Annotated in this window: 23 protein-coding genes and 1 pseudogene; 11 read left to right on the plus strand and 13 right to left on the minus strand. The window is 39.9% G+C overall.

Annotated elements, in window-relative coordinates; all coding sequences use genetic code 11:
• Window positions 1-7 precede the first annotated feature (7 nt).
• The 5 genes from rplW to RMA95_RS04750 all read right to left on the minus strand — a co-directional run bounded on the left by rplW (window position 8) and on the right by RMA95_RS04750 (window position 2,927).
• Complete coding sequence (gene rplW / locus RMA95_RS04730) at window positions 8-328, minus strand: 50S ribosomal protein L23 (protein ID WP_002049693.1); 321 nt, start codon at window positions 326-328, stop codon at window positions 8-10.
• Window positions 325-927, minus strand: coding sequence for a 50S ribosomal protein L4 (gene rplD / locus RMA95_RS04735; protein WP_002049755.1), 603 nt, complete (start codon window positions 925-927; stop codon window positions 325-327). The genes rplW and rplD overlap by 4 nt, the downstream gene beginning before the upstream one ends.
• An 11-nt stretch (window positions 928-938) precedes the next feature.
• Window positions 939-1,577 (minus strand): 50S ribosomal protein L3, encoded by a 639-nt coding sequence (gene rplC, locus RMA95_RS04740; protein WP_263614652.1) that lies wholly within the window; start codon window positions 1,575-1,577, stop codon window positions 939-941.
• Window positions 1,578-1,634: 57 nt separating this feature from the next.
• Window positions 1,635-1,946, minus strand: coding sequence for a 30S ribosomal protein S10 (rpsJ, locus tag RMA95_RS04745; RefSeq protein WP_000070912.1), 312 nt, complete (start codon window positions 1,944-1,946; stop codon window positions 1,635-1,637).
• Between the two features lie 252 nt (window positions 1,947-2,198).
• The gene (locus RMA95_RS04750) at window positions 2,199-2,927 is read right to left on the minus strand and encodes a type 1 glutamine amidotransferase (RefSeq protein WP_263614653.1); all 729 of its coding nucleotides are present in this window, start codon (window positions 2,925-2,927) and stop codon (window positions 2,199-2,201) included.
• A 168-nt stretch (window positions 2,928-3,095) separates the two neighbouring features.
• Between RMA95_RS04750 and RMA95_RS04755 the strand changes: the two genes are divergently transcribed.
• The 7 genes and pseudogenes from RMA95_RS04755 (at window position 3,096) to RMA95_RS04785 (ending at window position 9,256) form a co-directional block, all read left to right on the plus strand.
• Complete coding sequence (locus RMA95_RS04755; protein ID WP_311069737.1) at window positions 3,096-4,286, plus strand: PLP-dependent transferase; 1,191 nt, start codon at window positions 3,096-3,098, stop codon at window positions 4,284-4,286.
• A 43-nt stretch (window positions 4,287-4,329) separates the two neighbouring features.
• Window positions 4,330-5,865: a helicase HerA-like domain-containing protein gene (locus tag RMA95_RS04760; protein WP_311069738.1), complete on the plus strand. Its 1,536-nt coding sequence runs from the start codon at window positions 4,330-4,332 to the stop codon at window positions 5,863-5,865.
• 24 nt (window positions 5,866-5,889) lie between these two features.
• Window positions 5,890-6,008, plus strand: a pseudogene (locus RMA95_RS04765) (hypothetical protein).
• Between the two features lie 2 nt (window positions 6,009-6,010).
• The gene (locus RMA95_RS04770) at window positions 6,011-6,775 is read left to right on the plus strand and encodes a globin domain-containing protein (protein WP_311069739.1); all 765 of its coding nucleotides are present in this window, start codon (window positions 6,011-6,013) and stop codon (window positions 6,773-6,775) included.
• A gap of 85 nt (window positions 6,776-6,860) precedes the next feature.
• The gene (locus RMA95_RS04775) at window positions 6,861-7,298 is read left to right on the plus strand and encodes an Rrf2 family transcriptional regulator (RefSeq protein WP_145849729.1); all 438 of its coding nucleotides are present in this window, start codon (window positions 6,861-6,863) and stop codon (window positions 7,296-7,298) included.
• Window positions 7,299-7,405: 107 nt separating this feature from the next.
• Window positions 7,406-8,182 (plus strand): ribosome biogenesis GTP-binding protein YihA/YsxC, encoded by a 777-nt coding sequence (yihA, locus tag RMA95_RS04780; RefSeq protein WP_005067265.1) that lies wholly within the window; start codon window positions 7,406-7,408, stop codon window positions 8,180-8,182.
• A 123-nt stretch (window positions 8,183-8,305) separates the two neighbouring features.
• Window positions 8,306-9,256: a metal-dependent hydrolase gene (locus RMA95_RS04785; RefSeq protein ID WP_145849731.1), complete on the plus strand. Its 951-nt coding sequence runs from the start codon at window positions 8,306-8,308 to the stop codon at window positions 9,254-9,256.
• A gap of 43 nt (window positions 9,257-9,299) precedes the next feature.
• On the opposite strand, the gene RMA95_RS04790 is transcribed toward RMA95_RS04785, so the two are convergent.
• On the minus strand, window positions 9,300-10,565 hold the full coding sequence (locus RMA95_RS04790; RefSeq protein ID WP_311069814.1) for a dicarboxylate/amino acid:cation symporter: 1,266 nt from the start codon (window positions 10,563-10,565) through the stop codon (window positions 9,300-9,302).
• A gap of 105 nt (window positions 10,566-10,670) precedes the next feature.
• Complete coding sequence (locus RMA95_RS04795; RefSeq protein ID WP_311069741.1) at window positions 10,671-11,543, minus strand: acyl-CoA thioesterase II; 873 nt, start codon at window positions 11,541-11,543, stop codon at window positions 10,671-10,673.
• Between the two features lie 275 nt (window positions 11,544-11,818).
• On the opposite strand from RMA95_RS04795, the gene plsB reads away from it, so the two are divergent.
• The gene (gene plsB / locus RMA95_RS04800; protein ID WP_311069742.1) at window positions 11,819-14,392 is read left to right on the plus strand and encodes a glycerol-3-phosphate 1-O-acyltransferase PlsB; all 2,574 of its coding nucleotides are present in this window, start codon (window positions 11,819-11,821) and stop codon (window positions 14,390-14,392) included.
• Between the two features lie 42 nt (window positions 14,393-14,434).
• Here plsB and RMA95_RS04805 read toward each other — a convergent pair whose 3' ends face one another.
• Together RMA95_RS04805 and RMA95_RS04810 are read right to left on the minus strand one after the other, a co-directional pair.
• A complete protein-coding gene (locus RMA95_RS04805; protein ID WP_311069743.1) occupies window positions 14,435-15,430 on the minus strand; it encodes a putative solute-binding protein in 996 nt (331 codons plus the stop codon).
• A gap of 58 nt (window positions 15,431-15,488) precedes the next feature.
• The gene (locus RMA95_RS04810; protein ID WP_311069745.1) at window positions 15,489-16,316 is read right to left on the minus strand and encodes an NAD-dependent epimerase/dehydratase family protein; all 828 of its coding nucleotides are present in this window, start codon (window positions 16,314-16,316) and stop codon (window positions 15,489-15,491) included.
• A 20-nt stretch (window positions 16,317-16,336) separates the two neighbouring features.
• On the opposite strand from RMA95_RS04810, the gene recG reads away from it, so the two are divergent.
• Together recG and RMA95_RS04820 are read left to right on the plus strand one after the other, a co-directional pair.
• The gene (gene recG, locus RMA95_RS04815; RefSeq protein WP_311069746.1) at window positions 16,337-18,382 is read left to right on the plus strand and encodes an ATP-dependent DNA helicase RecG; all 2,046 of its coding nucleotides are present in this window, start codon (window positions 16,337-16,339) and stop codon (window positions 18,380-18,382) included.
• Entirely contained in the window at window positions 18,375-19,010 is a 636-nt protein-coding gene (locus RMA95_RS04820) for a ComF family protein (protein ID WP_311069748.1), read from the plus strand. Before recG ends, RMA95_RS04820 begins: the two co-directional genes overlap by 8 nt.
• Before the next feature lie 5 nt (window positions 19,011-19,015).
• Here RMA95_RS04820 and RMA95_RS04825 read toward each other — a convergent pair whose 3' ends face one another.
• Window positions 19,016-19,414, minus strand: coding sequence for an NUDIX domain-containing protein (locus RMA95_RS04825; RefSeq protein ID WP_263614662.1), 399 nt, complete (start codon window positions 19,412-19,414; stop codon window positions 19,016-19,018).
• Between the two features lie 14 nt (window positions 19,415-19,428).
• Window positions 19,429-20,010, minus strand: a complete 582-nt coding sequence (locus tag RMA95_RS04830; RefSeq protein ID WP_311069749.1) for a TIGR00730 family Rossman fold protein — start codon at window positions 20,008-20,010, stop codon at window positions 19,429-19,431.
• A gap of 157 nt (window positions 20,011-20,167) precedes the next feature.
• On the opposite strand from RMA95_RS04830, the gene RMA95_RS04835 reads away from it, so the two are divergent.
• Window positions 20,168-21,181: a magnesium and cobalt transport protein CorA gene (locus RMA95_RS04835; RefSeq protein ID WP_263614664.1), complete on the plus strand. Its 1,014-nt coding sequence runs from the start codon at window positions 20,168-20,170 to the stop codon at window positions 21,179-21,181.
• A gap of 74 nt (window positions 21,182-21,255) precedes the next feature.
• On the opposite strand, the gene RMA95_RS04840 is transcribed toward RMA95_RS04835, so the two are convergent.
• Both RMA95_RS04840 and RMA95_RS04845 read right to left on the minus strand, forming a co-directional pair.
• Window positions 21,256-21,543, minus strand: coding sequence for a lipid asymmetry maintenance protein MlaB (locus RMA95_RS04840; protein ID WP_000250997.1), 288 nt, complete (start codon window positions 21,541-21,543; stop codon window positions 21,256-21,258).
• 11 nt (window positions 21,544-21,554) lie between these two features.
• Window positions 21,555-22,196, minus strand: coding sequence for a phospholipid-binding protein MlaC (locus tag RMA95_RS04845; RefSeq protein WP_263614666.1), 642 nt, complete (start codon window positions 22,194-22,196; stop codon window positions 21,555-21,557).
• Between the last annotated feature and the right edge of the window lie 12 nt (window positions 22,197-22,208).

Here is a 22,208-nt window from a genome sequence, read left to right on the forward strand (position 1 = left end):
TTCGTCCTTATTCCGCTGCGCTTTCAGCGGTATCGCCCAAGTCAGCCATTTCAACATCTTGGCCGGCTTTCAGGGTGACGTATGCTTTTTTAACATCAGAACGACGTCCTAATGTACGACCAAAGCGCTTAGTCTTACCTTTAGTAATAGTTGTGTTAACTTTAACAACTTCTACACCAAAAAGTTTTTCAACTGCTTTTTTGATTTCAAGCTTAGTAGCATTGATGTCTACTTTAAATACTTGAACACCAACAGTATCACCTAAAACTTGTGCCTTTTCTGAGAAGACTGGTCCTTTAAGGACTTGATAGATACGTTCGTTGTTCATCCGAGTTCTACCTCAATTTTCTTAGCAGCAGCTACAGACATCACAACTTTATCAAACGCGATCAAGCTTACAGGATCGATTGCAGTTGCATCTACCACATCTACATGCGGAAGGTTGCGTGCTGCAAGATATAAGTTCTCATCTACAGCGTCAGTAACGATTAATGCACGAGCAGCATTTAAGTCGTTAAGTTTTGCAAGCAATTCTTTAGTTTTTGGAGCTGCAACAGCAAACTCTTCAACTAATACAAGGCGATCTTGGCGAACAAGTTCAGCTAAGATACATTGCATTGCACCGCGGTACATCTTACGGTTTACTTTTTGAGACCAATCTTGTGGACGAGCAGCAAAAGTTTTACCACCACCAACCCAGATAGGGCTACGAATAGAACCCGCACGAGCACGGCCAGTACCTTTTTGACGGAATGGTTTTTTACCACCGCCAGAAACGTCTGCACGCGATTTTTGAGCACGAGTACCTTGACGACCACCTGCTAAGTAAGCAGTAACAACTTGGTGTACAAGAGCCTCGTTAAATTCACGTCCGAAAGCAACTTCAGACAATTCAACAGCAGAGCCGGAAACAGTTTTCAAATTCACGGTATTTCCCCTCAGGCCTTGATGGTAGGACGTACAATTACGTCACCGCCAGTTGCACCAGGAATTGCACCTTTAACAACTAAAACAGAACGTTCAGCGTCAATAGATACGATTTCAAGACCTTGTACTGTTACGCGTTCATCACCTAAGTGACCAGCCATTTTTTTGCCTTTGAACACGCGTCCAGGAGTTTGGTTTTGACCTGTAGAACCTAATACACGGTGAGAAACTGAGTTACCGTGAGTAGCGTCTTGGGTACGGAAGTTCCAACGTTTAACACCACCTTGGAAACCTTTACCTTTTGATTGACCAGTTACGTCAACAATTTGACCAACTGTGAACAAATCAACGCCAATAGTACCGCCAACTTCACGACCGTCAAGCTCAGCTTCAGTAACACGGAACTCTTTAACTAAACGACCAGCAGCAACACCAGCTTTCGCGAAGTGACCTTTCTGAGCGTTAGTTACGCGAGATTCGCGACGTTCACCAGTAGTTACTTGAACAGCTTGATAACCATCAGTTTCAAGTGTTTTGATTTGCGTAATGCGGTTTGGATCGACTTCGATGACTGTAACAGGTACAGAAACACCAGCATCTGTAAAGATGCGAGTCATACCACATTTGCGACCGACTAAACCAATAGCCATGTGCATAAACCTCTAAAAAAGCGGCCTAATTAACTAATCGTTAATTAACCGAAAGCCTTAACCCAAAGCGATCTGAACATCAACACCAGCTGCAAGATCTAACTTCATCAATGCATCAACAGTTTTATCTGTAGGTTGAACGATGTCGATCAAACGTTTGTAGGTGCGGATTTCGTACTGGTCACGCGCATCTTTGTTAACGTGCGGTGAAGTAAGAACGTTGAAGCGTTCGATGCGAGTAGGCATCGGAATTGGACCACAAACTTGTGCGCCGGTACGCTTAGCGGTTTCTACGATCTCTTGAGCAGATTGATCAATCAGACGATGATCAAAAGACTTAAGACGGATACGAATTCTCTGGTTAGACATACCAGTAAACTCCAAGCCAAATATATAAAGAATCACCTTTGACGCATCTCACCTATTGGTAAGTGTCAAAGGCAGTGATAATCACCAAGGTCGTGATCGATGCCACGACTGTAATGCACATTTACTACTTTCTTCGCAGTAAATGCCCTCTTCTTGAGGGTCGCTCATTATAACGATTGTTTAAGTCTTATGCAATTCTCTTTTTCTATTTTTTGTTCAAATCCTGCTTTAGCCAAGTATGAGTAATTCATTCTATGCACTTATTACAAACTCGATCGCTTTATTTAAGAGTTGATTACCCTGTTCAAATTTTTGTGCTTCCGAATATTGCAGTTCTCTTGCCGATTGAACATATTCACCGTCAAAAATAGATAGCTCCTCTTCATTTTCAAGTAAGAGTTCTAAAGCTGCCGGTGTCATTTCCGGATGAAATTGAAAACCTAATACATTTTTCCCAATCTGATACATCTGATTACGACAAGCAACGTTCTCAGCTAAACGTATAGCACCTTTAGGTATTTCAAATGTTTCACTATGCCACTGCATCACATTAATTTCTTCAGGTAGCGGAAAGCTTTCTTGGGGTAAGTTAGCAACTCTTTGAACTGTCGACCATCCAAGTTCTTGATAACGATTGCGACTAACAGCTGCACCTAATGCATTTGCAATTAACTGCCCACCTAGGCAAAGACCTATAGCAGGTTTTCCTGCCGCCAAATATCGACGCAACCATCTTTTTTCTATTTTAAGCCATGGATAGTTTGCCTCGTCATTTACACTCATGGTTCCACCCATGATTAATAGTAAATCTACTTCTTCAATTCGTGGTAAAGCTTCTATTTCAAGTGACCGATCAACCGGAAGTGCAAAGAATTCCGTAGAGCTAATAGTGGCATGATGAGCTTTTAAAAATGAATAACAGCTTCCAAACCCTTCGCCAGCAATATGTTGAAAATAGTGAACACGTAAATGCGACTTCATGCGCTTAAACCTATTGTTGTTAGAATGTTGGTTTGATCTTTGCAAAAATAAAGCCAAGTTTTTAGTGAATGTTACAGCAGTAACGAAACCTCTTAGAATTAATCAAAAATCTAGCGAATAAGTGAGTTTTCTCTTAATCTAATCTTATTATTTAAAGCATAGCGCCCCATGAAAAAGCATAACAATTTCCAAACCCGACTCATTCATGCACCACGAAAAGCACCTCAATTCATCGAGACCGTGCAACCTCCCTTATTTCGTGCATCGACTATTATTTTTAAATCGACTGCGCACCTTTTTGACCGTCATTGGACCAATCCTTATGACTATAGTTATGGTACACACGGCACACCAACAACGTTTACCTTAGGCGACAATATTGCCCAAATAGAGGGTGGTTCATACTGTTTACTTGCACCAAGTGGGTTATCTGCAATAAATCTAGTTAACTCTGCTTTTTTAGGAACAGGGGATGAAGTTTGGGTACCAGACAATATATATGGTCCAAATCTGGAGCATCTAAACTATTTAAAAGATCAATATGGTGTTAGCGTCAAAGTTTATAATTCAATTGATGCCTCAAGCTTTAGACCAACTGAAAAAACCAAACTTTTATGGATAGAAGCAGCAGGTTCTGTCACTCTCGAATTCCCTGATCTTAAAGAGTTAGTTAAAAAAGCAAAGGCACATGGAGTTGTAACTGCTTTAGATAATACTTGGGGAGCTGGACTTGCATTTAATGCTTTTGATTTCTCTGATGAGCACTTGGCGGTAGATTTAACCGTTCATGCGCTAACAAAATATCCAAGTGGTGGTGGTGATATTTTAATGGGAAGTGTTGTAACACGTGATGAGAAGTTACATCATCGTTTGTTCCGAATGCATGCCATTTTAGGAATTTCAGTATCTGGCGATGATACAGCTCAAGTTCAACGTAGCCTTGCCCACATGTCGTTAAGATATGAACAACAATCAAATAATGCTAAAACACTACTGAAATGGTTAAAGGAACAGCCGCAGTTTGCACAAGTTTTACATCCGAGTGATGAGGCTTCCCCAGGCCATCAATATTGGCAAGAGATTTGCACAACAGGTAAGAGTGCAGGATTAGTCAGTGTAATATTTAAACCTGATTATGACATTTCAGCAGTACGCCGTTTTTGTGATGCTCTTAAGCTATTTAAACTTGGCTTTAGCTGGGGTGGACCAGTTAGCCTTGTCATGCTTTATGATTTAAAAATGATGCGAAAACTTGAGAATACACATTTACAACAAGGTTTATTGGTTCGTTTGTGTATAGGTCTAGAAGATCCGCAAGATTTAATTCAAGATATCGAAAGTGCACTGAAACATTTGTAAAACGACAACATCAATAGTGGCTCGCTCCAAGGGATAAAAATATATGGGTACACCGATTGTTATTGCTAAAAATATTAATGACACATCAAAAGAAATTGTTTTGCTTTCTCAATTTGCCAACCGGCATGGACTAATTGCAGGTGCTACAGGTACAGGTAAAACAGTCACATTAAAAGTGCTCGCAGAAAGTTTTTCTCGAATCGGTGTTCCCGTCTTTCTTGCCGATGCAAAAGGTGATGTTTCTAGCCTCGCAAAAGCTGGAGAGGCTTCAGATAAATTTAATGAACGCTTAAAGCTTCTACAAATTGATAGTGTTCCTTTTGCTGCCAATCCCGTTATTTTTTGGGACTTATTTGGGCAACAAGGCCACCCTATTCGGACTACTATTTCTGAGATTGGTCCAATTTTATTAGCACGTATACTTAACCTAAATGACACTCAAGAAGGTGTTTTATCTGCTGTGTTCCGCATCGCAGATGATCAAGGATTATTGTTAGTCGACTTTAAAGATTTAAAAGCTATGATCACGTTTGTGAGTGAACATGCGGCAGAATTTAAAGCCGAATATGGCAATTTATCTCCAGCCAGTTTAGGAGCGATTCAGCGTAATTTGCTCGCTCTTGCCGACCAAGGTGGAGATCAATTCTTTGGAGAGCCAGCTTTAAATATTCTGGACTTTATACAAACTGATGCTAATGGACTCGGCTATATCAACATTCTTGCTGCTGATAAGCTCATGAATACACCTAAGCTATACGCTACTTTCTTGTTATGGATGCTTTCTGAGTTATTTGAACAACTTCCCGAAGTTGGTGATATGGATAAACCAAAACTCGTGTTTTTCTTCGATGAAGCTCACTTGTTATTTGATAATGCCAGTCAAGCTTTACAAGAAAAAATTGAGCAAGTTGTACGTTTAATTCGCTCTAAAGGGGTCGGTATTTACTTTATTACTCAAAATCCACTCGATTTACCAGAAAGTGTTTTGGGTCAACTTGGTAACCGCGTACAACATGCCCTACGCGCCTTTACACCTAAAGACCAAAAAGCAGTAAAAACCGCCGCGGATACGTTCCGCTCCAATCCTAATTTTAAAGTGGATGAGGCGATTACACAGCTAGCCGTAGGTGAAGCACTCATTAGTTGTCTAGATGAGCAAGGTACACCACAAATTGTCGAGCGCGGTTGGGTCATGCCTCCCTACTCTTCTTTTACCCCTATTACGCCTGAAGAACGAAAGACTCTGATTTCTCAAAGTATTATTGCTGGCGTCTATGAGCAAGCTGTAGATCGCGAGAGCGCTTATGAAATGCTGCAAAATAAAGTCGCTGAACGTGAGCAGCAAAAACAGGATGCTGAGCTTGCCAAAGAGCAAGAAGCTTTAGCGAAGCAACAAGCCAAGGAACAAGAACGTTTAGCACGCGACCAACAGAAGGAAGAAGAACGTGCTGCAAGAGAACGAGCAAAACTAACTCAAGATATTGTTGGAACTTTTGCAAAAAGTGCTGCTCGAAGCTTAGGCGGCAGTACAGGACAGAAATTGGTACGAGGGCTACTCGGCTCATTATTTGGAAAATAAAAAACTTAACCAGATCATTATTTTATTTTAAGGGATTTAATATCCCTTAATTTTTTTAAGGTTTTTGTAAAAAAGCTATTGCCACAATTTTTTTAAAGATGTATTTTAAATACATCTTATATAGCCAGATAATTAAGGTCTAGCCATGACTCCACAACAAATTGAACTCGTTAAATCTACTGTACCCGTATTACGTGAACATGGCGTTACGCTGACTACATACTTTTATAAGCGTATGTTGAATAACAACCCAGAATTAAAAAACGTATTTAATCTTGATGATCAGACCAGCCTGCGCCAACCTCGCGCTCTTGCAGCAGCAGTCCTCGCGTATGCTGAAAATATTGAAAATCCTACAGTGCTTGCCAAAGCAGTTGAACGTATTACCACTAAGCATGTGAGTTTAGATATTCAACCAGATCAATATGCAATTGTGGGCGACAACTTACTTCATTCAATTAGTGAAGTTTTAAATGTTCCATTTGAATCAGAACTCATTGAAGCGTGGAAACAAGCTTACTTACAGTTGGCAGATATTTTAATTGGTGTTGAAAAACAAAAATATGAACAGCTTGAAAGCTTAAAAGGTGGATGGGCTGGCTGGCGTTCATTTGAAATTACACAAATTGATCCACTTGAGTCTGGCAAACGCTTTACATTAAAAGCGACTGATCATGAAGATGTACTGACTAGCCCAGCAAATGCTTTTATTTCAGTAAAAGTTCAGGTTCCTGATCAAAAACTCGAACAACCTAAAGCTTTTAAATTTACAGAAGCTCAAGAGAACAATACTTATCATTTTGATGTTCAACCTGAAGAAAACCATACAGAGTTTTCGGTCTCGAACATTTTGCTTGAACACTATAGAGTGGGTGATCAAGTACAAGTTTCAGCCCCTTTAACGCTGTAACTGAAAAAGCGCTAGCCTGAAAGTTTTATTCTTTAGACTTTCAGGCTAAGATGATCAACCTCTTAACCTTTAGTTTTTGGTGATCATGCAACTTAATAAATTTACCGATTATGCTTTGCGAATATTAATGTATGTCGCTCGCCCAAGTGACGCGCCGTACACAATTGCAGAAATCGCTCAAGATTTATATGTTTCGCAAAATCATCTCGTGAAGGTTGTCCATTTTATGGGTAAACAAGAGTGGATTATCACCATTCGTGGTAAAGGTGGTGGAATTCGCTTAAACCCCAAAGCCTTAGACTTAAAGCTCGGTGCAATTGTCCGAATTTTACAAGGTGACCATCAAATTGTTGAATGCAACACTCCACCGTGCGTTCTACGCTCGCATTGCGGTTTAAAAGGAATTCTTGATCAAGCTTTAGAAAGCTTCTATCAAAGTTTAGACCAATATACGCTGGGAGAAGTCTTACAACAGCCTAAATCTGCTTCAAACACCTCACCTATAGACTTTTTACAAATCTAGTGCCCGTATTCTATTTATCTTTGCAAGCAAGCTTACTGAAAATTAGCAAGAATAACCAAGCTCCTTTATACTAGGCGCGAGCCCTCTCATTTAAAAAGTTATTTTTTATGCGTCGTAGTGAAAAATCGAAAGACACCAAAGCCAGACTCGCACCCAAGCAAAAGATCAGTTATGAAAAGAAACCAGATCCAGCAATCACAGCTTATGCTGTGCAATCTCTGAACTGGTTACGCCAAGCTGAGTTTTTAATGAGTGCTCCTAAATTGGCACTTTGTGTTGAAGATAGTGGCTACGAGATTGCTTTTGCAGGGCGCTCAAATGCTGGTAAGTCTAGTGCTATTAATGCCTTAACCAACAAAAAACAACTCGCACGTGCCTCAAAAAAACCTGGCCGTACTCAAATGATTAACTTCTTCAGCTTAGGTAATCCTGATCAACGCTTAGTTGACCTTCCTGGTTATGGTTATGCAGCTGTACCAGAAGATATGAAGCGTGTTTGGCAAAAAGAATTAGAAAATTATCTAATCCATCGTAAAAGCTTACAAGGATTAGTTTTACTTATGGATATTCGCCACCCTTTACAGCACTTTGACATGATGATGCTAGAGTGGGCTTATTCACGCCATCTATTTGTTCATATTCTTTTAACCAAAGCAGACAAACTGAACCGTGGTCCAGCAAACAAAGTCTTGCTTGAAGTTAAACAACAATTGAAAAAAATGAAGCTTGATTTCTCTATTCAGCTTTTCTCATCACTTAACAAATTAGGTTTAGAAGAACTCGCAAGTGTGATGGCTGGTCGTCTACATTTCACACTTGATCAAGAGCCAGAATTTGACGTTGACGCGATCCCTGAGGCAAGCGATGAGGATGCTGAAGAGTAAATCGTCAAAACAGATACAATTTCTTCATTAAATTTATATTCAATTGGCCCCTATTGCTAAACACAAATGTAGGGGCTTTTTTTATACTCGTTATAACTTCATCGAGTTAAAAATCAGGACTAAATGATGAAATTGTTATCTTTTTTGAAGAACAAGGCTTTAGGTTCTTCTATTGACTATAAAATTCTTCCACGCAAAGTAAAATTTGACTGGAAAGATACTCCTGTAGACTGGATTCCAAACCAACCGTTTGCAAGTTATTTTATTAATGAAATTAATAATATCCTGCCTGCTGGAGAGTTCTGGTTCTGCCGACTCTATAACAAAGTTTTGCCTCGTATTACCGATGAAAAACTTAAACAGGATGTTCAAGCATTTATTCGCCAAGAAGCAATGCACGCAAATGCACATACTTCTGCCAATAAAGAATATTTGAGCGCACGTAATATTGATATCCAGAGAAATCTGGACATTATGAATTATCTATTTACCACTGCTTTGGCAGATAAACCTTTTGACAAAGAAGTTCCTCAATTCTTGCAAGAGCAATGGGATTTATTCCGTTTAGGCGTTATTGCAACGGTTGAACATATGACCTGTGTACTCGGTAAATATGCGCTGTATAACAACCGTTGGGAGGAACTAGGTGCAGATCCAGAAATGGTCGATCTGGTTAAATGGCATGGTTCAGAAGAAATTGAACACCGTACCGTAGCTTTTGATTTATATCGCCATTTGGGCGGTGGTTATATCCCACGTTACTATTTAAGCCTTGCAGTGATTGTACTGGTACTTGGATTATGGGTAGACGGCGCTGCACATATTATGAAGCAAGACCCTCGCTTTGCTGATGCTGCTAAGTCGAGATTTTTCCCAGCATGGGTTGCTGTAGAGTGGTATAAAATTAGCCGAAAAGATAATCAGGTTTTACCAAACCCAATCTGGCTTATTGCTCAGCAAATTGACTACCTTATGCCTTGGTATGATCCAGTTAAAGAAGGTAGCACTGAAGATGCGGTAAGTTATTTATCTCAATCTCCAGCAGCAAAAAGAGCCGAGCTACAAGCCGCTTAAAAATAAAAAAGCAGGATATAAATCCTGCTTTTTTATTTAGTGATCAGATACTGATATCTTTCTCTTTAGTATATCGATCTACAACCACACTAATCATCATATCGCCCTGAACATTTACCACTGTTCTTACCGTATCAAGTAGACGGTCGATTGGAAGTAAAATTGCAATCGCTTCGGCTGGCAAGCCTACAGACTGTAAAACCATAATCATGGTAACCATACCCGCGCTCGGAATTCCCGGTGCTCCAAGTGATGCAATCATTGCTGTTAAACACACGACAATTTGCTGGGTCAGATTTAAATCCAGTCCTACTAGATTTGCCACAAACAGTGCAGCTGCTGCTTCATATAGTGCGGTACCATCCATGTTGAGCTGCGTACCTAATGGAATCACAAAACCCGCCGTTTGAGGACGTACGCCTAAGTTTTCTTGTGCGCATTTCATACTCAGCGGCATTGTGGCAGAGCTAGAACTGGTTGCGAATGCAGTAATTAAAGCTGTACGTGTACCTTTGAAAAAAGTCCAAGGGCTCATACGACCAAAAATCCAAAGCAGTAATGGCAAAACAACAGCACCATGAAAAATAGTGGTTCCGGTTACCACAACGGCAAATTCAGCCAGTCGACTTAATACTGAGATGTCTTCTGTAGCCATTAACTTAGCAAGTAATGCAAAAATTCCTAATGGCGCCAATTTCATTACCCAACCTACTAGCATCATCATCATTTCAAAAAACTGATGACTCAATAAGCGGATACTCTTAAAGCGCTCACCACCATGAACTAAAGCAACACCCACAAATAGTGCAAACACGACAACCGCCAGGACATTTCCATCACTAAATGCTTTAAATGGGTTAATTAAAGTATTTTGAATAAAATTAGTGAAGAAAGTTGCCGGGTTTAAACTATCTGGTGCTTGATAGCTTTGCATGGATGCCTGAAAAATTGAAATATCTACGCCTCGACCCACCTCAAATAAATGAGCACAGCTAATACCTAAAATTAAGGCCAAGGTGGTAGTGGTGATACAACATAAAAATGTGATTTTCCAAACGGGACCTAACTGCCCGCCTGCCTGTAAATTTGAAACTCCAACCACAATGGAAGTAAAAATTAATGGCACTAACAACATTTTAAGTAGTCCAATAAAAACACTACTTAATACGCCCAAGCCATATAAACTATGCTTTACAAAAGCAGTGTCTGGATACATGGTGAGTAGGAAGCCAAAGGCTAGACCTAAAATCGCGGCAATCAGAATTTGTGTATTTAAGTTCATATCAACATTATTTTTTTCAGTAGGCAATCCTTTTGCAAATATGACATGAGCTTGCTTTTCATTCGAGCAATTTTTTGTCACATCCTTTGAATTAAAAATAAAAAAGCCATCTTTTCGATGGCCCTTTATTCTTTATTGCGTTTCAATTTCCCGCAAACGGATCAAACCCTCTTGCACCGTACTACATACAAGTTGGCCATTTTGCCACATACGGCCAAAATTCAATCCGCGAGAAGCTGCACTAACCGTTGCCTCCATGTCATAAAGCATCCATTCATCAGCACGGAGTGGTCGATGGAAATAAATGGCATGATCAATACTGGCACATTGCAAACTTGGAGAAATATAGCTTAAGCCATGTGGTCTTAAAGCCGTAGTCATTAAAGTGAAGTCTGAATAAAACGCCACAATTGCTTGGTGTAAAGCAATGTCATCTAGCTGTTTTGGAATACGATCATGGGTACGAATATAGTGCGCATTATAGGGAGCTTCGGGTTGCGGCTGAAATGGATTGACTGGATCAATCGGACGAATTTCAACATGACGCTCACGCATGAAACTTGCACGGACATTTTCTGGTACAAAGTTAAGAATACCTTCTTTAAGCTCACTTTCCGATTTTAATGTCTCAGGAGCTGGGTATTCCGGTTCTGAATGTTGGTAGTTCAAACCTTCTTCAGGGTTGGCGAAAGACACCATTGCCGAGAAAATAACTCGTCCATGTTGGATTGCCCGAACTTGGCGGCTAACAAAGCTTTTACCATCACGCAAACGATCTACTTCATAGATGATTGGAGCATTAATGTCGCCACCATATAAAAAGTAAGCATGCATTGAATGCGCAGGACGGTCGGTTGTATAAGAGGCAGCACGTAAAGCCTGACCTAAAACCTGACCTCCAAAAACACGTTTACCGACCAAATTACGGCTCATGCCACGGTAAATATTTTCTTCAAGCTTTTCTAAAGTGAGCAGCTCAACCAGTTCTTGGGTTAACGCATTCATGAGAGATACCTTCATATTGCAGGCAAAATTGGCATTAAAAGACAGATGTGTAGAATCTATTGTGCCATAAAAAACTATTTGTACATGGAACAATCAGTCAACTTCTGACGAACATTGCCCTTAAAACAGCTAAAAATACGATTTTTAACGATAAAAAATGCCAAAAGCATTATAATTTATAAGAAAGTAGCATATTGTTTTTTTTAATAAATGCCTCAAAATAATTACCCTCTGCATTTGGTGCCGGGATTTGTCTTTAAGAAGTAGGAGTTCTTATGTCCAAGAGTGGGTTTGGTCAAATGTATCGTCGGCTTTCGAGTAAGCTACTTGACCTCGTGGTAACACCACATGTTCTTGGGGAAGTTCCTACTGAACCAGTATCAGAAACAGCGGAAACTGAAGCAAAGACTGAGCGCCAAAAAGTGGTGTGCTATGTCTTACAAAACCATTCTCGCAGTAACGCTTTAGTGGTGGATGGGGAAACTCGCCGTTTAAATTTAAAGCCGGCATTAGATCCGTTAGTTATCGGTTCTCATCAGGAAAAAGCATCAGTTTTATTTTTACAGCATAATGATGAAAATAACCTGTTAAATCCCCCACCTCATGCTTTTCCACCTCGCTTAATTAAACTGATTGAAGTTTTACAGGCAAATCCTGAGCTCGACATAGAACTGGTTCCAGTAACCGTTTTATGGGGCCGTTCGCCAGATAAAGAAGACTCTTGGTTCAAACTCTTGTTCTCAGATACATGGGCAACACCAAGTACAGTTAAGCAGCTTGTGAATATCAGTTTACATGGTCGCCAATCTTATTTGGAGTTCCATGAACCGCAGTCTTTACGTGATCTCGTTGAGTATGCTCAACAGCATTATCCAAACCTTTCACCAGCGACTTATATTGTTAGTACCTTAAATGACTACCTTGACCGTCAGCGTGAAGTGGTCTTAGGTCCTGACTTATCAGACCGCCGCAATGTCATGCAGTCAGTTGTAAAGTCTCGTGATGTGCAAGAGGCCATTCGACGCGAGAGTATTCGCGGCAAAATTAGTATGCTTGAAGCAGAACGTCGTGCGATTGGTTATGTTAATGAAATCGTATCTGACTATTCACACTCAGCAGTACGTTTTGCAGATTTGGCATTAACACGCCTATGGACTCAGCTTTATGACGGCGTAGAGGTTCACAACTTTAGTACTGTTCGTGAACTCGCGAAAGATTACGAAATTGTTTATACACCGTGTCATCGCAGCCATATTGACTACCTATTATTGTCTTATGTGATTTATAGACGTGGTCTAATGGTTCCGTATATTGCTGCTGGTGATAACCTGAACTTGCCTTTCGTGGGCCAGCTTTTACGTGGTGGTGGTGCTTTCTTTATTCGCCGCTCTTTCCGTGGCAATGGTCTTTATACAACTGTATTTAAAGAATATTTATACAGCATTCTTTCTCGCAATACACCACTTGAATACTTTATTGAAGGTGGTCGTTCGCGTACAGGTCGTTTATTACCACCGAAAACCGGTATGCTTGCCATGACTGTTCATAGTCATTTACGTGGCCGTACAAAGCCAATTGTATTTGTACCAACTTATATTGGTTATGAACGTCTGATGGAAGGTTCGACTTACGTTGGCGAAATGCAAGGTAAGCCAAAAGAAGCTGAATCTATTTTTGGTATTGTTAAAACATTACGAAAAATTGAGCGCATTTTCGGTAAGGTACACGTTAACTTTGGTGAACCCGTTTTTCTTGATGATTTGCTTAAACAGCATAACGCAGAAAATGTCTATATCGAGAAAAATGACGACCCAATTCCTCAAGCCGTTTCAGATGCTGTAAATAGCTCTGCACATGCAATTTTAGAAAATATTAACCGTGCGGTAGTTATTAACCCGGTTTCCTTACTCTCTATTATCTTACTTGCAACTCCAAAGCATACGCTTGATGAAGAAATCTGTATTAAGCAGCTTGAAGCTTACCGCAATTTAGCATCGAATTTCCCTTATGATCAGCGTACAGAAGTAACACCACTATCTGGCAAAGAAATTATTGCTTACGGCTTAAAGCTTAAATTGATTAAGCGTGTACAACATGCGCTTGGCGATATTATTGCGATTGAAGATAATCAAGCAGTTCTGCTTACATACTTCCGTAATAACATTTTGCATGCTTTCGTTTTACCTTCATTGGTTGCATCGCTTGTTGAGCATAACGGTAAAATCAGTCGTGCTGATTTAAGTAATGTCATCTATACGCTTTATCCATTCTTAAAAGCTGAACTATTCCTTAAGTGGCAAAGCAGTGAGCTTAAAGAACAGATTGAACAATATGCAGATGCATTGGTTCAATCAAACCTTATTCATCAAGATGAAGAAGGTAACTTGATTAGCTCTGCACCAAACACTGAGGAGCACAATCAACTTGTTGTATTGGCAACACCTGTTAAGCAAAGTCTAGAACGCTATTACATGACTTTAGCTTTAATTACTCAGCGTGGTTCAGGCAATATTTCAGCAAAACAAGTTGAAGAATTAAGTCATTTGTTAGGACAACGCTTGTCTGTTCTTTATGAGTTTAATTCTCCTGAGTTCTTTGACAAAGCACTGTTCCAAAGCTTTATTAAAGTTTTAACTCAGCAAAATTACATTCGCACAAATGACCAAGGCCAAATCGAGTTTGATGATAATTTCCGTCAAATGGCAGCAGGCGCACAGTTAGTACTTGATGAAGTAACGTTACAGATGTTGCAACACATCACGACCTTTACTGATGAAGAGTTAAAAGAAGCTCTTGAAGCAATGGCATCTCAACAAGCGAAACGTCGTTTAAAACGTAAAAAAGCTTAAAATTTTACTCAAAATAGAAGGCAACTCAGGTTGCCTTTTATTTTATCTACGCATTGAACATTCAAAATAACGTGGATCATCGATACAACGTAAACGCTTCATCAACTCAACAAAGTAAGCATCATAATATCCAGAGCGAACATATTGATTGCGTATTTTGGCCACCATAATGTCATAGCTCTGCTTTTCGTAAAAAGAAACATCTACCCAATAATAGGCAGGTAAATGGTTTTCCCACTGTATCGCTCGATTCGTTAATAATTGGCTATTTTGCACAAACCAAGCTCGAATTTTTCGGCCAAAATTGGCAGGATAAGCTTGAGGTTTAATAATTAAATTTACTCCGAAATAAGCCAGTGGAAAGTTAATCACCTGAGTATCTGGCCCAAAATCTTTCTGTAAGTTATAAGGTAAAAGCCCATAAATCGGTGCAGGCATGATATCGATTTTGTTTTGCTGAAATTGTGCAATCGCATTGGATAAATCGACATAGACTGGCTGCGCCCCTACACTTCTCACCAAAGCCTGCTGTGGCGGATTATTGGCTAACACACCGACTCGTTGACCTCTAAGCTGTGCTACTTTCGATATTTTTTTGTTTTTCATAACCATATAGGCAGTTCCAACTGGAATCATACCCACCACTTCATAGTCTTGATTAATTAGTTTTTTCTCAATTGTAGGATGATTTAAAAGCTGCAATAAATTTCGAGCAGTCCTGTTATTAGGTATAAGGCCAATCCCAGAGCTACTTCCCATAAAATGGTTATATTGATACGTATTAAAGTTACTAGCTGCTAAACCTGAACATTTACCATCATCAAAAGCTTGAATGGCTTGCTGCTCTTTTTGATAACTGACAACTTTGAATTTGACATTATATTGCTGAGCATATAATCGGATGTCATTTAAACGACGCGTTATATCCCCTTGGGTACCCATAGGATCATATGTGCACCACAACTGATCCTCGGCCCAACTCGCAACAGACATTGCACTCAAAATAAGAGCTAAACAAAATTTCTTTACTTTCAACATTTTTATCTTTATCGGCAATTTATTTGCCTCTTCAGGTATTTCTATTGTTATTTAAAGTTTAGTCTAAATTTTGATTTGTACCATGAGCATTTAAACATAATAAATAGTCATTAAAGCAAATCGGGTGTTCAAGCTGAAAACCTGTTTCAAATAAGTGTTTCGCATATATTTTTTTACCTGAAACATGAGCTGAATCCAAGGTAAGTAGCGGTAAGTCTAATTGGCTTTGAAACCAAAGAATGACTTCATGTAGAGGCACAGGGGCATTATTGGCAACAAGATAACTCCTATGCGGTTTTTCATAATCGGCTAAAAATGCTAAAAATCTTGCCAAGTCATCAATATGAATACGATTACTATAATGAATATTTGGATAAGTCTGTGTGTTTTCAGCCATTCGTTTTAATCGGTCGACCGAAGCGCCATAAATACCTGTAGGACGTACAATCACGCATTGAGATGGAAAGTATTTCTGCCATAGCAATTCCATATTATGAAGAATATGGCCTTGAGCATCATTCGGATGAATCTGGCTATCATCATCAATCGTTTCACCAGAATTTTCACCATATACCCGCGTAGATGACACAACAATCAATCTTTTGACTGGATGAGCTTTTAAAGCCTGACGAATAGGTTCAATACTGTCCACATAAGTATGTTGATAACCTTGAACTGTACTATCGTCCGGAGAAAGTAAAATATAAACTACATCTACAGGCGCAATTTCACTTAAGTCGAGCGTAAAAATATCCTGCACGAGGTGCGTTCCGTAAGGATCTGTTTTTTCACTGCGGCTGATTGTGGTAATTTGATGTCCTATCTCAAATAGTTGTTTAGCAACACGCTGAGATGTTTTACCATAACCGATAAATAATATATGCATAGAAAACTCGTTGAGGGGACATGACTTCAGTCCATCAGTTACAAGGCGTTGGATCGGCTTCAGCAGCCCTACTCGAAAAACTAAATATTTTTACCACAGATGATTTACTGTTTCATCTGCCCCGTGATTATGAAGATCGCAGTACCATTATTCCTATGAATCAGTTGGTGGTTGGTCGTAGTTATTTACTCGAGGGTGAAGTCAAATCTGTTGATTTCCCTCCAGGTAAACGTAAATCTATGGCTGCATTAATACAAGATGAATTTGGTAAGGTGACTTTACGTTTTTATCATATTTATAAAAACTTAACCGACAAAATAAAACCTGGTAACCGTTTACGTATTTTTGGTGAAGTTCGCGTGGGTGCACGAGGGCTTGAGCTTTACCATCCAGAAATTCAGCTCATTAATGAACATACACCACTGCCAAAAACACAGCTCACAGCAATTTACCCGAGTACTGATGGATTAACACAACCTAAATTACGCGAATATGTTAAACAGGCGTTGAAGCATCATAGTGATGCTCTACCTGAGCTGCTTCCCAAGCAATATACAAATGGATACGCGCTCAAAGAAGCATTACATTACATTCATGAGCCACCTGTCGATGCCAATATGATTCAATTGGCCGAAGGGTCGCACCCTGCTCAGCAGCGTCTTATTTTTGAAGAGTTGGTCGCCCATCAAATTAGTCTTCTCACACGACGTGCTTATATTCGTCAAATTGCCTCACCCGCTTTCCCAAGTAGTAAGGTACTGGCAAAAAAACTGTTAGAAGCTCTACCCTTTCAAATGACCAATGCACAAAAGCGTGTATCAAAAGAAATTTTAAGCGACTTAAAACAACACCAGCCTATGCTGCGTTTGGTACAAGGTGACGTAGGTGCAGGGAAAACTTTAGTTGCGGCAGTTGCAGCATGTCATGCATTAGAAGCAGATTGGCAAGTTGCATTAATGGCACCTACCGAAATTTTGGCAGAGCAGCATTATTTAAATTTTAAACGTTGGTTTGAACCTTTAGGCATTACGGTCGCTTGGTTATCAGGCAAACAAAAAGGGAAAGCGCGGGCACACGCTGAGCAACAAATTAAAGAAGGCCATGCTGAACTAATTGTGGGTACTCATGCCTTATTTCAAGATAACGTTGAATTTGCAAAACTAGGACTCGTGATTATTGATGAACAGCACCGATTCGGGGTCGATCAACGATTAGCCTTACGCAATAAAGGCGCCGAACAGCTCACCCCACATCAACTGGTCATGACTGCAACGCCAATTCCTAGAACACTGGCAATGAGTGCTTATGGCGATTTAGATACATCAATTATTGATGAATTACCGCCAGGCCGAACTCCAATTCAGACCGTCACGATTCCGCTAGATCGTCGTGAAGAAGTACTGCATCGAATTGCTTCAAACTGCCGAGAAGGTAAACAAGCCTACTGGGTATGTACTCTGGTTGAACAGTCCGAAACTTTAGATGCTCAAGCCGCCGAAGCCACCTATCAAGAAATGAAAGAGCGCTTTCCTGAACTTAATATTGGTTTGGTTCATGGCAAAATGAAAGCCGATGAAAAACAGGCCGTCATGCAAGCATTTAAAAACAATGAGCTACAGCTGCTAATTGCCACAACCGTTATTGAGGTTGGTGTAGATGTACCCAATGCGTCAATTATGGTCATTGAGAATGCTGAACGATTAGGACTTTCACAGCTACACCAATTACGAGGGCGTGTAGGACGAGGTGCAAAAGCCAGTTTTTGTGTTCTTCTCTATAAACCACCACTTTCACAAAATGGGCAAGAAAGACTTTCAATTTTAAGAGAAAGTAATGATGGCTTTGTTATTGCTGAAAAAGATCTTGAGCTAAGAGGCCCGGGTGAGTTATTAGGAACAAAACAAACAGGTGATATGGGTTTCCGTGTCGCACGTTTAGAGCGAGATGATCATTTATTGAGTCAAGCACACTACGTTGCACAACAAGTTCTAAAAGATTACCCTGAGCAAGCTGATGCCCTCTTGAAACGCTGGCTACCTGAAGCGCCCCGATACGCTTATGTTTAAGTTGTTCAATCCTCAATATCTTTTTCAGTTATTATCCCCTTGCCTGTTATGTGAAATAGGAACGCGGGGTAAGCACTCGCTTTGTAAAGAATGTTGGGAACAACTACCGTGGCTTAAGCAGACAGTTCAGCGTAATGATCAATCTGTTCTTGTGGCCTGTCATTATGCCTATCCAATTAACCGCATAATTCAGCAGTTTAAATATGAACAAAAATTACATTACCAAACCTTACTTGCTGAAGTTTTACAGCAGATAAAATTTCCTAAAGTACAGGCCATAGTACCGATGCCTATTTCTAAACAACGTTTAACGGAACGTGGTTTTAATCAATCATTATTACTTGCCAAACTTCTAAGCAAGCAATTAAGAATACCCGTTTGGCAGCCTGTACAGCGCCTAAATGGGCGCTCTCAAAAAGGGTTATCTCGACTCGAAAGATTTGAAAATATTGAACAGCAATTTGTTGCGATAACTCAAGAAAAACGACGCTACCGTCGTGTGTTGATTATTGATGATGTAATCACAACAGGAAGTTCAATTTCCGCTTTAAGTCAGACACTCAAACAGCTAGGTTGCACCTCTATTTATGCAAGCTGCCTAGCTGCTGCCTCATCTACATCGTATTAAAATAATCAAACTGTAGATAAGTTTTGCTCACACCATGGAATTACAATTTCTTTAGTTAATGGCGCAAGTTTGGTCTCGGAATCATTAAATTTCACCCACTTCATTTCAGCAATTTCAGCTGCAATTTGTGGAGATTGTTTTAATCGAACCAAATATAAATGGCTAATCAGCGTATGATCAGGTTCATTAGCAGCCGCTGTCTCAAAACGCCCTATAAACTGTTCTATTACACACGGGCTGCCTATTTCTTCCAAAATTTCACGTTGTATGGCTGTTTCCGGAGCCTCATTCGGCTCCAGCTTACCGCCTACTTGCATAAAAGCTTGTGTATTACGCTTTCTAACAAGCAATAATTCATTGTGTTCATTTAAGATCACCGCAGCGGCGACCGTAATTATTTTCACCTATTTAACCTCGTTTATGGTTGAACGTCTGCATTAGCCCATTTTGGAGCTGGTGGTTGATATTGTTCAAATTGTTGAAGAATATCCTCAATTTTATCCGATACGATCAATTTATCAGCGAATCGCGCTTGGCTAAAACCTTTATCTACAGTTCCTTGAACCATTTTAAGCAAATCTTCATAAAAGCCCGCTACATTTAGAAAAGCACACGGCTTTTGATGAATACCTAATTGCGCCCACGTCCATTGTTCAAAGATTTCTTCCAATGTACCTGCACCACCTGGTAAAGCAATAAAACCGTCCGACAGATCTGCCATTTTGGTCTTACGCTCATGCATATTCTCGACGACATATAATCTTGTCAGTCCGGGATGAGCTAACTCGCGATCGACTAAAGCACGAGGAATGACGCCAATGACCCGCCCACCGGCTTGCAAAGCACTATCAGCGACAACGCCCATTAAACCTGAACGACCGCCGCCATAAACGAGAGTTTTACCTTGTTTGGCAATAGTTTGACCGGTTAATTGAGCAATTTGTTGAAAGATTGGGTCTGAACCTAGAGATGAACCACAGAAAATGCAAATTGAATTCATAGTATAAAAACCGTTTTATTGAACTGTCATGCTGACAAACTAGACTATCGACAGAGTTTTTTTTTGCAAAATAGCGTATTGGCAAGTGTTTTTCGGCAAATCCTTGTCTAAAATACACCCATCGATTTCCATCAGACTGCGTGAGGAAAAAAGACACATGCTTGAAGCCTTTTATGCCACAGAACGCGGAAGTCTGGAAGATGCCACCATCAACGGTGGATTTGATCTACATCCCGAATTAGTATGGCTTGATCTAATTGCACCCTCTCAAGAAGAACAACAATGGGTCTTAGATGCCTACGATCAGAACTTACCTACACTAAAATCGCTAGAAGACATTTCATCTTCTGCTCGATTCTACCGTGATGATGACGGTATTTTGCATATCAGCACCTATTTTTTAACGAAAAATAAAAATTATCAGGTCGATGGTGATGCTGAAGAGTCATCGCATATGCTTGCCATGGTGCAAACCGTAGCATTCATTTTACACAAAGATCGTTTATTTACTTTACGTGGTGAAAAGCTCGTTGCGTTTCGTGCGTTTCGTGCCCGAGCTCGCCGTAATGACTATGAAATGGACTATAAAGATCCAACTTGGATTTTATTAGGCCTACTTGAAGCAAAGTTGGATGAGCTTGCGGATATCTTAGAAGATATCCACAAGGATCTAGAAAAATACTCTACTGAGGTTCTTAACAACCATCAACGTGAGAAGATTTTAGACCTTGATGACATGATTACCCGTTTGGCACAACAAGAAGACATGCTCGGAAAAGCACAACTTTGTTTAATTGATTTACGACGTGTCTTAACGTTTTTATCTCGTCCACGTGCCTTAGGCAGTCATATCTATGATGCCGATATTCGAGAGCTCAGTGAAGACGTCCGCTCGCTTGTAGAACATGATGCATTCTTATTCCAAAAAGTACGATTCTTACTTGATACAACGTCTGGGTTCATTAACACCGAACAAAACGATACGATTCGTCGATTCTCGATCTTGCCAAGTATGTTGGCACCACCAATGCTCATCGCAAGTATCTATGGTATGAACACTGAAGTATTGCCTTTTGCTCATGGTAAAAGTAGTTTTATCGCCGTCTTATTAATTATTGCTGGCTTTTTTATTGGCCCTATCATTTACTTCCGCTGGAAAAAATGGATTTAAAGTCTGCACTTACAATCTATTAATTTCTATAAAAAAAGCACCTAAATTTAGGTGCTTTTTTTATTTTTGCATAATCAGACCAAATGTAGATCTTCTTGCAAATGGCAAGCTTGAATGATTTTCAGCATCTTCTCTGGAACATTTTTAAAATGTAATCCAGACTTCTGTGGCGTCTGACGTAACCATTGGACTAACACAGCCAATGCTAACGTATTACCATGCTCAAGCTGTTTTAAATCAACAATTAGAGGAAAGCTTGTCTGCTTTTTAATAATTGCCAATCCAGCTTGGTATTGTTGTTCAGCATTTTCAAAATCGATTTTGCCTGAAACAACTAACTCTTGGTTAAGATACTGAACCACTCTTCACCTACTTATTTTTGTTTGTTCTGATTAACAGCAGCATCTGCATCAGGTTGGAATGTAGCAATTGCTTTATTTAAATCGCCACCATTACGTTTCACAGTTGCAGCAAACTGGTTGCGGAACTGTAAACCTAAATCAATACCAGATACATTGATGTTACGGATTTTCCACTGTGAACCTTTGTCAGCCAACTGGAACGACACAGGAATTTTGTCGCCATTGTGGTTGAAGTCTAAAGTCACAACAGGGTTTTTACCTGCTGTCGCTTTATAAGGACGCATGGTGTAAGTTTGGTTTGTATACTTAGCAAATGCACTACCGTAATTCTCAATTAATGTATTACGGAAGTTTGTTTCAAACTGAGCACGCTGTGCAGCTGTACTATACTGATTTGTCGCATAAGTACCCATCACAATACGAGTGAACGCTTGTGAGTCAACATACGGATCTAAGTTCTGACGTATGATTGATTTAACTAAAGCAGGGTTGTTTTGTAACTTGGCATGATCTGTTTTCAAACGAGCAATCAAACCATCAGCAACACGCTTAATAAAATCAGGTGGTGCTTCTGAAGGTGCAGCAAAAGCTGTACCTGCAATCATAGTAGACAAAATACTTGCTGTCAGGGTTTGTTTAAACAACGTATTCACCTGGAACCACTC

Source organism: Acinetobacter sp. V110_1, from assembly GCF_031798975.1.
GTDB classification, from domain to species: domain Bacteria; phylum Pseudomonadota; class Gammaproteobacteria; order Pseudomonadales; family Moraxellaceae; genus Acinetobacter; species Acinetobacter nosocomialis_A.

Excerpts from the sequence above, each read along its gene's own strand:
- rplW (WP_002049693.1), bottom strand. The coding sequence starts at position 328 with ATGAACAACGAACGTATCTATCAAGTCCTTAAAGGACCAGTCTTCTCA.
- rplC (WP_263614652.1), bottom strand. The coding sequence starts at position 1,577 with ATGGCTATTGGTTTAGTCGGTCGCAAATGTGGTATGACTCGCATCTTT.
- rpsJ (WP_000070912.1), bottom strand. The coding sequence starts at position 1,946 with ATGTCTAACCAGAGAATTCGTATCCGTCTTAAGTCTTTTGATCATCGT.
- RMA95_RS04750 (WP_263614653.1), bottom strand. The coding sequence starts at position 2,927 with ATGAAGTCGCATTTACGTGTTCACTATTTTCAACATATTGCTGGCGAA.
- RMA95_RS04755 (WP_311069737.1), top strand. The coding sequence starts at position 3,096 with ATGAAAAAGCATAACAATTTCCAAACCCGACTCATTCATGCACCACGA.
- RMA95_RS04760 (WP_311069738.1), top strand. The coding sequence starts at position 4,330 with ATGGGTACACCGATTGTTATTGCTAAAAATATTAATGACACATCAAAA.
- RMA95_RS04770 (WP_311069739.1), top strand. The coding sequence starts at position 6,011 with ATGACTCCACAACAAATTGAACTCGTTAAATCTACTGTACCCGTATTA.
- RMA95_RS04775 (WP_145849729.1), top strand. The coding sequence starts at position 6,861 with ATGCAACTTAATAAATTTACCGATTATGCTTTGCGAATATTAATGTAT.
- yihA (WP_005067265.1), top strand. The coding sequence starts at position 7,406 with ATGCGTCGTAGTGAAAAATCGAAAGACACCAAAGCCAGACTCGCACCC.
- RMA95_RS04785 (WP_145849731.1), top strand. The coding sequence starts at position 8,306 with ATGATGAAATTGTTATCTTTTTTGAAGAACAAGGCTTTAGGTTCTTCT.
- RMA95_RS04795 (WP_311069741.1), bottom strand. The coding sequence starts at position 11,543 with ATGAATGCGTTAACCCAAGAACTGGTTGAGCTGCTCACTTTAGAAAAG.
- plsB (WP_311069742.1), top strand. The coding sequence starts at position 11,819 with ATGTCCAAGAGTGGGTTTGGTCAAATGTATCGTCGGCTTTCGAGTAAG.
- RMA95_RS04805 (WP_311069743.1), bottom strand. The coding sequence starts at position 15,430 with ATGTTGAAAGTAAAGAAATTTTGTTTAGCTCTTATTTTGAGTGCAATG.
- RMA95_RS04810 (WP_311069745.1), bottom strand. The coding sequence starts at position 16,316 with ATGCATATATTATTTATCGGTTATGGTAAAACATCTCAGCGTGTTGCT.
- recG (WP_311069746.1), top strand. The coding sequence starts at position 16,337 with ATGACTTCAGTCCATCAGTTACAAGGCGTTGGATCGGCTTCAGCAGCC.
- RMA95_RS04820 (WP_311069748.1), top strand. The coding sequence starts at position 18,375 with ATGTTTAAGTTGTTCAATCCTCAATATCTTTTTCAGTTATTATCCCCT.
- RMA95_RS04830 (WP_311069749.1), bottom strand. The coding sequence starts at position 20,010 with ATGAATTCAATTTGCATTTTCTGTGGTTCATCTCTAGGTTCAGACCCA.
- RMA95_RS04835 (WP_263614664.1), top strand. The coding sequence starts at position 20,168 with ATGCTTGAAGCCTTTTATGCCACAGAACGCGGAAGTCTGGAAGATGCC.